Annotated in this window: 12 protein-coding genes; 6 read left to right on the top strand and 6 right to left on the bottom strand. The window is 47.8% G+C overall.

Annotated features, from left to right (window positions below; all coding sequences use genetic code 11):
* Positions 1-132 precede the first annotated feature (132 nt).
* Together OGY68_RS17850 and OGY68_RS17845 are read left to right on the top strand one after the other, a co-directional pair.
* Entirely contained in the window at positions 133-1,320 is a 1,188-nt protein-coding gene (locus tag OGY68_RS17850) for an OmpP1/FadL family transporter (RefSeq protein ID WP_286617299.1), read from the top strand.
* A 239-nt stretch (positions 1,321-1,559) separates the two neighbouring features.
* Positions 1,560-2,189 carry a winged helix-turn-helix transcriptional regulator gene (locus tag OGY68_RS17845; RefSeq protein ID WP_008784772.1) on the top strand — a complete coding sequence of 210 codons (630 nt, stop codon included), beginning with the start codon at positions 1,560-1,562 and terminating at the stop codon, positions 2,187-2,189.
* A 116-nt stretch (positions 2,190-2,305) separates the two neighbouring features.
* Here OGY68_RS17845 and OGY68_RS17840 read toward each other — a convergent pair whose 3' ends face one another.
* A complete protein-coding gene (locus OGY68_RS17840) occupies positions 2,306-2,692 on the bottom strand; it encodes a KPN_03583 family lipoprotein (RefSeq protein WP_057069443.1) in 387 nt (128 codons plus the stop codon).
* 243 nt (positions 2,693-2,935) lie between these two features.
* Here OGY68_RS17840 and OGY68_RS17835 point away from each other — a divergent pair, with 243 nt between their 5' ends.
* From OGY68_RS17835 to OGY68_RS17825, 3 genes are all read left to right on the top strand, one after another.
* A complete protein-coding gene (locus OGY68_RS17835; protein WP_057067512.1) occupies positions 2,936-4,918 on the top strand; it encodes an alkyl/aryl-sulfatase in 1,983 nt (660 codons plus the stop codon).
* Between the two features lie 153 nt (positions 4,919-5,071).
* Entirely contained in the window at positions 5,072-5,338 is a 267-nt protein-coding gene (locus OGY68_RS17830) for a type II toxin-antitoxin system TacA family antitoxin (protein ID WP_008784769.1), read from the top strand.
* Positions 5,326-5,808 carry a GNAT family N-acetyltransferase gene (locus OGY68_RS17825; RefSeq protein ID WP_057067513.1) on the top strand — a complete coding sequence of 161 codons (483 nt, stop codon included), beginning with the start codon at positions 5,326-5,328 and terminating at the stop codon, positions 5,806-5,808. Before OGY68_RS17830 ends, OGY68_RS17825 begins: the two co-directional genes overlap by 13 nt.
* A gap of 398 nt (positions 5,809-6,206) precedes the next feature.
* On the opposite strand, the gene OGY68_RS17820 is transcribed toward OGY68_RS17825, so the two are convergent.
* Genes OGY68_RS17820 through OGY68_RS17800 form a run of 5 tightly spaced genes read right to left on the bottom strand, consistent with a single transcriptional unit; the run spans position 6,207 to position 12,148 of the window.
* Complete coding sequence (locus tag OGY68_RS17820) at positions 6,207-7,322, bottom strand: DUF4056 domain-containing protein (RefSeq protein WP_057067514.1); 1,116 nt, start codon at positions 7,320-7,322, stop codon at positions 6,207-6,209.
* Positions 7,323-8,453, bottom strand: a complete 1,131-nt coding sequence (locus OGY68_RS17815) for a BamA/TamA family outer membrane protein (RefSeq protein WP_048235381.1) — start codon at positions 8,451-8,453, stop codon at positions 7,323-7,325.
* Positions 8,453-9,391, bottom strand: a complete 939-nt coding sequence (locus OGY68_RS17810) for a hypothetical protein (RefSeq protein WP_008784763.1) — start codon at positions 9,389-9,391, stop codon at positions 8,453-8,455. Before OGY68_RS17810 ends, OGY68_RS17815 begins: the two co-directional genes overlap by 1 nt.
* 28 nt (positions 9,392-9,419) lie before the next feature.
* A complete protein-coding gene (locus OGY68_RS17805; protein ID WP_057067515.1) occupies positions 9,420-10,535 on the bottom strand; it encodes a BamA/TamA family outer membrane protein in 1,116 nt (371 codons plus the stop codon).
* Positions 10,535-12,148 carry a mechanosensitive ion channel family protein gene (locus OGY68_RS17800; protein WP_057067516.1) on the bottom strand — a complete coding sequence of 538 codons (1,614 nt, stop codon included), beginning with the start codon at positions 12,146-12,148 and terminating at the stop codon, positions 10,535-10,537. The genes OGY68_RS17805 and OGY68_RS17800 overlap by 1 nt, the downstream gene beginning before the upstream one ends.
* Before the next feature lie 369 nt (positions 12,149-12,517).
* On the opposite strand from OGY68_RS17800, the gene OGY68_RS17795 reads away from it, so the two are divergent.
* Complete coding sequence (locus tag OGY68_RS17795) at positions 12,518-12,895, top strand: hypothetical protein (protein ID WP_057067517.1); 378 nt, start codon at positions 12,518-12,520, stop codon at positions 12,893-12,895.
* The last annotated feature ends 23 nt before the right edge of the window (positions 12,896-12,918 follow it).

Genomic DNA, 12,918 nt, shown 5'->3' with positions numbered 1-12,918 from the left:
AAAATTTAATATTGGATAAAATTTAACACGACATCATTCCTGATGCCTGATTATGCTATTAGCATAAATCAATACCATGTGATAGCTGACCCTACATTTAGTAAAGAACGACCTCTCCAAACAGGTAATACAATGAAAAAAAATATAATTTTTCTCTCCGGGATGATCTTTTCATCGGTCGGTCACGCCAGTGCGCTCTATTTCTATGAAATCGGAACGGAGGATACCGCACTGGCTGGTGCAGGGCAGGCCGCTCGTGCTCAGGATACCTCTACGCTGTTAACAAACCCGGCGGGGATGACTCGTTTACCTGACCATATGGTCACCGGAGGATTACAGGCGATGGGCGGAGATATTCCCTATACGCTGAATAATACGACAGATGGCAGACAAAGCCCCGGTAATGTAATGACGCTTTTCCCCAATGCCAGCATGTTTTATACGCAACGGCTGAGTGATACCGTTTCTGCCGGTTTGGGTTTGTACGGCAACTATGGGTTAGGTATCGACTTCGGCAACTGGGCAGGGGCTCGGTTAATTAAACAAAGTACCATGGTTGCGATGACGCTGAGTCCCGCCGTTGCATGGAAACTAAGTGATAAGGTGTCGGTTGGCGCAGCTGCAGGGCTAAACTATGGTTTTCTGTCGCTAAGCAGAGATGTCGATGGCCACGATGAGAAACAAAGCGATCATGACTGGGCGATGAATTACCACCTTGGGTTATTAATGGACATAACTGACAATACTCGGGCGGGTGTAACCTGGACCAGCAAGACTGATTATCATTTCAATATTGACGGGACAGCGCGTTTTCCCAATATACCTAATATTGGATATGATCTGCCGATCTCCACACAGGTCCGTGCTCCGCAGCAGGTGATGTTTAGTCTGGTTCACGATATCAACAGGCAGTGGTCAGTAATGGGCGATCTAGGCTGGCAGGACTGGAGCCAGTTTGGCAGCCCGCAGATTACAATGAATGGTCAGCAAAGCGATCGTGATAATCGTCTGAAAGATACATGGCATACAGCGCTTGGCGTGCAATATCATCCCGATGAGCAGTGGCGCATTAATGCCGGTATTGCATATGACAGTTCACCGTACAAATCGCAAAGTGATGTAGCGCTTTCGATGCCAACCGGCGATGAATGGCGACTTGCCACCGGTGCACAGTACCAGATTACGCCAGCCAGCAATATTGGCGTCGCCGTTGAGTATTTGCACATGCAGTCGTCCAACGTCAAATCTGATATCTTTGCAGGCCAATATAAGAACCCGTGGTTATGGTTTGCCAGTGTCAACTACAGCTATCAATTCTAGCGCCGTTATTCCCGATTAAATATCTCACGAATTGTTAATAGTCACCATAGCGGATTATCTATCCGGCGGTGTCTGGTGACCATCTGCTGGTGGTCTTATCACTTACGCTTGTTTAAATAAAAATAAATTTGTACTTTTATTATTGAGCAATTTATGGTTTTAATATGAATCTGTACTACCTTCATGGAATATAGGTAAAAGCATATTGTTTTCTCGATCAAAATAATACAGGTTTGATTATGCAAATTTCACCTCCGGTACGCCCAGAACAAAGCATACAACGCTTAATGCAAGCACTTGAACCGATTGCAGAAAAGATGAAGGTTGTGCCGCGGCGGCGTATCATGTGGAAATACAAGAATAAGCCTCAACTCTACCTTTTTTTGCAAGGGGAGCTGTCCATTTTACGTTCTTCTGATGGTCTGTTAATCGTGACCGTCTATGAACCCCATCTGTTCGGTATTGCCGAAATGATCCAACCGGTACACGGCCATTTATTGCGCGCTGAAGCTGAATCAACCTTATTACGCGTCGATGCCGATAAAGCACGAGAACTCTTTCATCAACAAGGCTTGTGGGAAGATGCGGCGGCAGTGCTTTCATATCATACGGGTTATCTCTTTTATCGTGATGATTTAGTCGTACAGCAGCGTACTTATTCAGTGATACGTAACCACCTCGAAGAGATGATTTTGTTGCCGGAAGAGACGCGCAAGCGAGTTTCTATTTTGGATTATATTCAGGATCGGACCCACTTATCGCGCAGCAGTGTTTTAAATGTTGTATCTGCGTTAAAAAAAGGAGGGTATATTGATTTTGAGCGCGGAGGGTATCTTACTTCCATCAATAAATTACCTGAGCGCTTTTAAATAAACCCACAAACAAGTTACAAATCGATTTTCTAAATTTAATATTCTATTGTAGTGGCATGCTATATATCAATCGCAATAAATCCTCCTCATCATTCTCTGAGGAGGATTTATTGTTATTCAATAAGATAGTTCACGGACTGATTAATGCTTAACAGTCCTGTTTGATTATGCTCCTTATAATAAAAATTGTTCATTTGCTGCATTTGTTCGAGCTTGGTTAAAGAAGCATAAACCTGGTATGCCTGGCTATGAACGTCAAACATCTCTCTTGGCTTAACCTCATGAAGATATTCATTTTTTAACGAACTCACGACGTTTTCAATTTGCTGTTTATTATCCTGGTATAAGGACAGGGATGCCGAGTCACTACTTGATTTTGACTCGGGTTGTGCCTGAACAACAGGGATCACCATTTTATTGATTTTAACAACTTTCTCTGGGGGAGAAGTATTACAGCCAGAAAGTATCCCAGTGATGAGAAGTAGATAGAGAGTGCGCATATATAGTGTTCTAAAGACAATGGATGCCAGCCATTATCTTTTTATACAGTCAGGTGTCTACAGCTATTTTGTTTAAATAAAAACAAAATGAAATTTAAAATTAAATGTCATTGCATTATATTGTTTCATAAGATCATGTTAGCCTACGAGCATTAGATCATAGAAACCTGATAAACACAGTATTACGGAAGCTTCTCAACAATCGGAGCAGCAGGGTTTCTAATATATTATTAGTGAGGATTTATGAAACTTAATAAACTAGTGAGTTATCTGGCATTAGCTGGCGTGTGTTCAACATCATTAATATCACTACCTGTATTGGCACAGGAAGGGGCAAAAGATGCGACTGCTCAGACCAAAAGTGCGAATGACGCCTTATATGGTCAATTGCCATTCACTGATAAAACCGATTTTATGAACGCTCATAAAGGTTTTATTGCTCCACTTCCCAGTGAATTGATTAAAGGTAAGCAGGGAAATGTTGTTTGGGACCCTCAGCAATATGCCTTTATCAAAGAGGGCGAAAAAGCCCCCGACACGGTTAATCCAAGCCTGTGGCGGCAGTCGCAGTTGATCAATATTGGCGGTTTGTTCCAGGTCACCGATGGCGTGTATCAAATCCGTAATCTTGATCTCTCGAATATGACAATTATGGAAGGGAAAGAGGGTATTACGGTCATTGATCCGCTGGTATCGGCAGAAACCGCGAAAGTAGGAATGGACCTTTATTATAAGAATCGCGGTAAAAGACCCGTTGTTGCCGTCATTTATACGCACAGCCATGTTGACCACTACGGTGGCGTTCGCGGCGTGATTGATGAAGCTGATGTAAAATCCGGTAAAGTGAAGGTATATGCACCGGCTGGTTTTATGAAGGAAGCTGTATCTGAAAATATTATGGCAGGTAACGCCATGAGTCGCCGAGCCAGTTACATGTACGGCAATCTGTTGAAACCGGATGCAAAAGGTCAGGTCGGTGCGGGTCTGGGAACGACAACCTCCGCGGGTACGGTGACGCTGATTGAACCCACGAACTATATTACCCACACCGGACAGAAAGAAGTTATCGACGGCCTTACCTATGATTTCATGATGGCGCCGGGATCGGAAGCACCTTCTGAAATGCTGTGGTATGTAGAAGAGAAGGGAATGATCGAAGCTGCAGAGGATGTCACCCATACGCTGCATAACACTTATTCATTACGTGGCGCGAAGATCCGCGATCCGCTGGCATGGTCAAAATATATCAATGACGTTATTAGCCGCTGGGGTGGAAAGGCAAACATTATTATTGCTCAGCATCACTGGCCGACCTGGGGTAATGAAAATGTGGTGAAGTTAATGAAAAGTCAGCGTGATATGTACCGTTACATCAACGATCAGACGCTGCGCATGGCTAACCAGGGGCTGACCCGTGACGAAATCGCCGCTAACTTCAAACTGCCGTCTGGTCTGGAAAAATCATGGGCCAGCCGTGGATACTATGGTTCTGTCAGCCATGATGTGAAAGCAACGTATGTCTTTTACCTCGGCTGGTTCAATGGTAATCCGGCAACACTGAATGAATTACCGCCCGTTGATGCCGCGAAGAAATATGTCGATTATATGGGCGGCGCCGATGCAATCATGCAAAAAGCGAAAACTGATTACGCCCAGGGCAATTACCGTTGGGTGGCGCAAGTCACTAACAATATCGTCTTTGCTGATCCGAGCAATAAAGAAGCCCGTAATCTGGAAGCAGATGCCCTTGAACAAATGGGTTACCAGGCTGAGTCCGGTCCATGGCGTAATTTTTATCTGACAGGTGCACAAGAATTACGCAACGGTGTGGTAAAAGGCGCGACGCCAAATACCGCCAGCCCGGATACCGTTAAGGCCATGTCGCCGGAGATGTTCTTTGATTATCTCGCGGTACATATTAACGGAGAAAAAGCGGCAAATGCGCAGGCAGTCTTCAACGTCGATTTAGGTGCTGACGGCGGTAAATACAAACTGGAACTGGAAAACGGTGTTCTTAACCATAGCGCTGATGCACAGGCCAGCAACGCTGATGCCTCCATTACACTTAACCGTGCAACATTGAACAAAATCATTCTCAAGGAAGAATCGCTGAAACAGGCAGAAGAGAAGGGTGATGTACAAATTTCCGGCAATCATGCCAAGCTTGATGAGTTCCTCGGGTATTTAGATAGCTTTGATTTCTGGTTTAACATGGTAACGCCTTAACTTCAGAGACAAACTATGCCATAACCCGCCAGCACTGGCGGGTTTTTTATTGTTGCTTATCAGAGTATTGAGTCGTACGAGACTGTATAGCAGTTGCTATACATAAGCTTTATGATATGCTTGTAAAGCAATTGCTATACAAGAGGCTTAATAATGAAATCAGATGTCCAGCTCAACCTTAGAGCTAAAGAATCCCAACGCGCGCTTATTGATGCGGCCGCAGAGATTCTACATAAATCGCGTACAGACTTTATTCTGGAAATGGCCTGCCAGGCGGCAGAGAACGTCATTCTCGATCGCCGAGTGTTTAATTTTAATGATGAACAATACGCTGAGTTTATCGAGATGCTTGATGCTCCGGTTGCCGAAGATCCCGCTATCAGGAAGCTACTGGCAAGGAAACCACAGTGGGATTTGTAACCGCACCTGAGCCGCTAACTCACATTCATCAATTGGCGGAATTTGTCAGCGGAGAAATTGTTCTCGATGATTGGTTAAAGCAAAAAGGGTTGAAAAATCAGGCTCTCGGTGCAACCAGGACGTTTGTTGTCTGCAAAACAGACACGCGACAAGTCGCTGGCTTTTATTCACTGGCCACTGGCAGCGTCAACCACACAGAAGCAACAGGCAATCTTCGGCGTAACATGCCAGATCCAATCCCCGTAATTATCCTTGCCAGATTGGCCGTAGATCTTTCTGTTCGTGGAAAAGGGTTAGGGGCCGATCTGCTTCACGATGCGGTACTGCGGTGTTACAAAGTGGCAGAAAATATTGGCGTGCGTGCCGTTATGGTGCATGTGCTCACAGACGAAGCTAAACGTTTTTATCTTCACCACGGATTCAAAGCATCTCAACTGCAGGAACGAACTCTGTTTCTCAGGCTTTCATGATTGTAATGAGCAGAGGAGGTCAATGGCCAAACGTGGGCCACATGGGGACTTAACTGAGTACGTATCAAATTGCATTTAACATAATATACATTATGCGCACTAACGTAGATAAAGGCTGAATCTGATGTTTTATGGTCATCCTTGTGCTGCTCAATAATGACGCCTCAAAACCCTTTCAAGCACAGTTTCCTCAACAGCGCTAACAGTTCTGGATGATGGCTCTCGACTACAGCTGGTTATGCAAATAGCTGTTTATGTCTTCTACAATTCCACCGCGACTCTCACTTCACTGAACATTAAAACTGATAACTGTAGTTCACACTGGCAAACCACAGATACGGATTATCGTAACTCCCCTGATAAATTGATGGTGACTGTTGCCAGGCTAAATCACCGGATTAAAAGCGCGACTTGTGCATACGTTCGAGCTGGATTTTGTCTGCTTCACTCGCTGTGTCAGCCAGGGACTGAAAACTATCTGGTGCGTAATAAGTTTTCGGTCGCGGAAGCGATTGCATGGAAGTGCCCGGGTAAATTTGTAACTCGCCCAGGCGCGCAAGCCGATATCCTTCGATCACGGCGGGAAAAGTCAGTTGCAGTGGCGTGGCGTTCTCGTACGAAACTGGGGTTGGTAACCGGTTATGCTCAAGATTATAGTTACGCTTTAACACCAGAAATTTATCTGGAACCCTACGTTTACTGTTCCACCAGTCACCGTCCAATTCGCGAAACTTACGCTCAGTTTCAGTCCGGGTTGCGACGCCAAGTTGCAGTAAAACCCGCTGCAGTTCGCGATCCACCGCCGCGTTGTATTCCGTAATGGATTCCACCCTGCCCTGTAAAATCACGTTGATGGCGATACGAGCACCCAGTAGATTTGAATAGAGATCTTCCGGGGAAAATGCAGAAATCTGCTCAGAAAAACCGGGAACAGACTCGAATCCATACCACTGTGCAATTTCGTGCCATTGAGCCAGTTCAAAGGCCAGATTCCCCGCCAACCAGGCGGCCAATGTGTAACGCTGCGCCATTGCTGCAGGAGGTGTGAAACCGTGTAGCTGTATCCGTCTGACGCCCAATTCTTCGCTGTAAAAAAAACGCCACTGTTGACCAAGTTTTGGATAAATACGAGAAAAGAGGTAAAAGGTGTTATCCGCCGTATCGCGAACGTGAGCTATGTCGATAAACCCCCCACGGTGGGTATAAAGCAGTCCGTCTTTTTCCTCACTCAGTCCAACGATATTTTTCACGGCCCCCAACGCACTATCGTTATAGTGATGACGCCCCAGTGAATTTAACGTTAATACATTGCCAATCTGGTAGACAGGGATCGGCACACCTATCGCCCTGACATGAAGATCATAGCCAAACGCGCAGCATGGGCGTAGTGACTCCGGCGGTGCTAAATGGCTGACAACGGGATACGCCTTATGCGCTTGTTTAAGAGTGAGGCCAGGAACTTCCGCGCAGGCGAATCCGGCTACCAGCAGTAAAAACAGAAATCCTTTAGCCATTCAGAATGCCTCCGCAATTTGAAAATAGAATCCTGCACTCTCTCTCCCAAATCCTAAATCCAGGCGGATATTCATGGCGGGCTTCACTTCAAAGCGATAGCCGACACCCGCATTAGGTAAGATCGGATGATGTCCCATATCGTCAATGTTTCTGCCTAAAGCTCCTGCGCCCAACCACAACACGTAACCATGTCGCCAGTTGAGTTTTTTTCGATATTCCACCTGCCCACTTACCACATCCTTATCCCGATAACGCCCCTGGTAATACCCCCGCAGACGGCGGTCGTCTCCGGCCATTGATAAACGATCCCACGGCACGTCTCCACGAGTGAAACGTCCCCATAAATCGAACGCCAGCACAGTCCTGTCATCAAGTAAAAGGTAACGATCGTACTGAACCTGTGCTGCCGTAAAATGAGTATCTGAACCAAAAGACGGATCAAACCAGGTGTACTCCAGCTTAAAATAGTGTCCATGCTGTGGCCGCGTGACAACGTCACGCGTGTCGTAACTCAGACTTACACTGGGTCCAGACGATAACGGCGATGTCTGCGCATTATTTAGGCTGAACACGTCCCCCTGATGCGGATCGTCAACGTCCGCCTGCATAGAAGAAAAATCCCAACCCGCGCCGAGATAAACGCGTTCAGCGATTTCTCGCATCAATACAGGATGCAAACTCACAGAGTTGTTGGTGTAATCCTGTTCATTACCCTGGGCTGCGTCGTAGCCAATGCCCCAAAAACCCGTTGGCACTTTGTTCACTGAGCCGTCCACAAACAATCGCCAACGGTCGTCGGTAAAAAAGGTATAACTGCTGATCCCCATTCCCAACGCCCCGCTGGCGCTGACATAACCCGTCAAGGAAACAGAAGAGTTCTGAGTTGTTTTATCTGCCGCATCCACCCGGTAGATCCCCGCCACCGCCATGCCAAGACCCAGCTTCAGCTCTGGAGTGTAAAATGGCCCCGGCAACACGCTCCAGTTCACCCCTTTTGCCGGATCGTACTGGTTATCCGCACCCAGCTTCCCGAGGAAAGCGTCAATTGAGGGTTGATCCAATGTTAACGCCTCCGCAGACCAGGTCGTCAGAGCCAATAGCGATGTCAACATGACGCGATAACCGTTCATCAGAAGCGATATTCACCGGCAATAAAGAAGCTATTGCGTTCGTTAAATCCAAACTCCGTCAGGACGTTAAATTGTGGCGTCATTTCAAACTGAGTCCCCAGCAGCATGTTCCACGGAGAGGTCAGATTCTGTTTAACATCAAATCGCCCGTTGCCATCCTGGTTTACGGCCTGGATCAGTGGCTGAAGCTCAGCGGGCATATGCAGATCGGAGAGGCTACCCCTGAACTCCTGCTGCACGTTCTGGTACATACTCCCCACCCAGACGCTCAGATGCGATTCGCCCACCGGCCCCTGAAATTTAAAGCGATACCCAACACGGGGAGACACGGTAAGGGCTGAAATTTTGCCATCCAGAATGTCAAAATCAGTACGGGTATAGTTGGTATCCACCAGGGCAAACCAGTTTTCGTATCCTCCTGCCAAAGTAATACCGGTTCCCCAGGTTGTGCCTTTAAAATCGAGAACAAAATCAATATCCTGTAGCTCACCGCTCTGATAAAGCTGATGCACAGATGATGCGATAATGCGGTCAACACCGGTGTAGCGCGAAGGGTCTGCATCTACTGAAACATTCGAGACCGACGATCCGCGTGTGTGCCCTACCAGCCCGTAAATGTTCAAAAACGGGAAGACCCACATGTCCAGACGTAGGTTTTCAGTTTTGCTCTGTTCACGCGTATGGCCGGCATCAATATTGAACATATCGACAGGAATCGGGTGATTGCCAAGCGCCAGTCCGGAAAAACTGATGCTATCGACATCAATATTTTGCCGCATGTTCATATAGCTCAGGTTTATGCCAAACGGTAGCGGAATGGCATATCCCCGCGCCCTGGCCTCCTCGCCCCAAATCGGAAACGTGCTGGCATCAGTTTCAGCTGCGCTGGCCACGCCGGAAACCCACAGCAACGGAACAACCGCGTGGAACCATTTCATTATTTGTCCTCATTCATTCCGCTCATCCCTACAGGCCAGAGCCAACATTAAAATAAACTGCTTGTTCGTTATCGCTAAAAGCGACATCTACACCGGTACGCAGTCCGTATTCGCGCGCAATCAAATATCGAATACCGCTGCCCCAGGTCACTTCTGCGCTACGGTAAAGCTCTGATGTACTGTCTGCCGCACTTCCAGCACCGACAAAACCCAAAACAATCCAACGCGACGACATTTGCCAGGCTAACTGCGTCTGAACGGTACTCACGTCATCCCCCTGGTAGCGATAGCGAGAGATACCACGAAGTTCGATATAAGGGCGCGCCATTGGTGGCAGATGTTTATCCTGCTGCGACAGCGTTTGATAGTCCCCTGCAAGTGAAAGCGTCCAGTCGGCGTTCAGTGGCAGGAAAAACTTGCCTTCGAGTGTCAGCAGGTCGTAGCGATAGTCGCCCCCAAGATAGTGGCCGTAGAATTGATACTCGCCGCTAAGAGAAAGCCCGCGTCCGGGCCAAAAGAAGTTATCAGTTGTGTCGTATTCTGCTACCAGCCCCAATGCAGAGGTGATGCTGCTTTCACCCAATAGCTGCCGCCATACCTGGTTGACGAGCGGATTATTGCGGGCAGAGATATCCATCTTTGCCCAGAACTGTGATGCTCCCAGAAAAACGGGAGAATCCCCTGCGCGAAAGAGAAGCTTTTGCATACCGCCATAACCGCGAGTTTCGGTTTCCACGGCCCGGTTATTGCCAAAGCCCAATACGTCACCGGAATATATATCCAGATTGACATCGGCATAGCCTCCTGCAACCAGATAGCGAATGTGGTCATCCTGCCAGGTGTGGCGATGCCCCCCTCCTACAAACCAGGTACCGTTTTGCGTTCCGCCACCGCCAAACGCGCTCATGGCCGGGGGAATAAACTGCCCATCAACCTGTCGTCCCTTGCCATGCAGAAACAGACCGAACAGGCCGCCGCCATAACCAACGGCCGGTTCGGTAATAACCAGCGGAATCGGTAGAAAACCGTACGGGTTTTCTTGTAAATAACGGCTCATGTCCACCATGCCGTCTTCAGGATCAATAAGCCCTGTCGCCATAGCGCGCCAACACAGCAGAGGAATTAGCAGAAAAAGCCAACGCATTATTTCCCGCCTTCTGGCGGTGTTGCGGGTGCGGTATACCAATTCTCTTTGGCCACCATCACGCTGTTTTCTGGCTGTAGCACAAAATTCGGAGACATAATCTGCACGTTAAATTCGTTGAATACGTCCTGGATATTGCTGTGCAGTTCATTGCGGGCATCTGCCAGAGATACATCCGGCAGCAGGCGCACCTGCAATTCATAGGAAATATACCAGTCCATCAGACTCAGCTGACGCACCAACGGCGGCTGTGAAAGGTCGATTCCTTTGGCACGCTTGGCTGCCAACTCCAGCATTGCGTGAACCTGGCGCCAGGGCGTGTCGTAGCCAATGGTAACGCCGACCGTCAGGTTAACGCCGCCGTTGGTGCTTTGCGCGCTAAGGTTAGTAATTTTTCCACTAACCACTACCGCATTTGGCACTGTGACCACGTAATTTTCACGAGTGATAATTTTGGTCGCGAGCATACCAATTTCGCTTACCAATCCCTCGTTGTCCGCTACCCGAATCATGTCGCCTTTGCGCAGAGCGCGCGAATAGATCAAAACCAGTCCGCTCATTGCGTGGTTCATCACCCCGGCCGACCCCAGCGTGAGCATCAGGCCAAAGAAAACGCTGATGCCTTTAAACGCCAGTGAATTGGCTCCAGGCAAAAAGGGATAAGCTGCAGATAGCGCAAAGAGCCACACCACCACAGAGATCAACTTCCTGGTTGCGCCCACGGTTTCAGGGTGAATTCCAGGCAACTGCAAACGCCCTGCCTCCACCTGGTTGAGAACCACCTTAAGCAGCTTCAGGATGAACGCGGTGATGAGAAAAATGATCAGGACGATCATCAAGCCAGGTAACGCTGAGACAATTGACAATGCAATATCACGCACTACGCGTACAGACCAGTCACCAAGGGACTCTCCCCAGACGCGCGTCCAGGGAAACAGGCTAAAGACCCAACTCAGCCAAACATAAAGTGCAACGATACCAAGCAGGATCATCAACAGTGCGTACAGGCGTGTCTCGATAGCGCCGATAAAACGCCGCCAACTCTGGGGGATCCAGCTTTTGTTCTCAAAAATGCGACGACGATAAACGCGTCTAACCCAACGCCAGGAACGGTATGCACCGAACCAAAACAGCACCAGTCCCACCAGACCAGCCACCGTTTTCACCGCCGACAGCGCCAGCCAGGCGCTGTTATACTGATCGCTCAATGCAGACCGCTGCGCCTCCATGCGCGCCAGTACGCGCTGCGCCGCCTGGTCGAGCGTAAGATCGTCTCCTTCGTCGAGATCGCCTTGTGTCAGCAACATCACCGGTTTACCGTTCATCACGATAAGCCTTCCCGGCTGGTTATAACGCGTGACCGACACAACTTGTAGCGGTTCGCGAACATCGGCTTCAGTGAAATTTCGTAGCGTATTGCGGATGCGCAGCACCCGCTCCTCTGGCGTGGTAAGGCCGAATTTCGCCTGGAGCATGACAATCGGTTGATGAAAAATATAAACCGTTCGCGCGCGTTCCTTTTCGGTGGGCTCCTGACGAGGTTCCGCCGCATATGTGTTAACAACCAAAGAGGAAAGGAAGCACATTAAAAAAGCGATCACAATCCTGTTCATATTCGCCACCGAAAACACGAGAATTATCGTTATTATTCAAAAAGCCAACGCAAATTTGATTGCTTTTTTTAGCATAGACCAGCCTTTCACTTACGCAATGTTAGTCAGAATGAGATCTTCATTTGATGTGAACTCTGGGAAGGCTCTTATCTTTATCGTCGCTAATTTGAAACGCATACCTCTGACCAAAAGTACATAGTCTCAATTATTACGTCATGAGATTCTGGCTTTGGTAGCTTTCATTTAAAAATATAAAGCCGCACATCTTTGATTTTTAAGCAATGGTATGTAATCGTTCGTTATATACTGAACCAGGTGACTTCACTTACTTTCAGAAATACGATAATAAAATTGAGTACATATCGGACAATGCGAAACAAAAAAAGCAAAACCATCCTACGCTTCATGCTCTTGCTACTATTTACCTCTACGCTGTCGAGCTGCACATTAACCCGTGTTTCCGACAGCACACATGCCAAAGAGGTCGATGAGCTGAATGTTATTGGTCTGAGCCTGGAGGCAGCAAGGCAAAGAGCAACTGAAAAAGGTTTTGTGTGCAGCGAATACGGAAACGTGAACACGGTTGTAACCGAACAGGGTGAGCATCGATGGCTACAAACTGAGTGCCGCAAGAAAAGTGCAGAGCTGTTCTGCCCGCAAATGCGTTTTGTCGTTCTTAATGTCGATCCCAACACGAATAGAGTCGTTGATGTTGGCAATTATGTTAATCAACACACCTGTTTTTAAAGACAACACCTGCATCTTGCGCT

It is taken from the genome of Citrobacter sp. Cpo065 (assembly GCF_030332805.1).
In the GTDB taxonomy this organism is placed as follows: Bacteria; Pseudomonadota; Gammaproteobacteria; order Enterobacterales; family Enterobacteriaceae; genus Citrobacter; species Citrobacter portucalensis.
The sequence above is the reverse complement of the archived record's forward strand: the minus strand, read 5'-3'. Positions and strand labels throughout refer to the sequence as shown.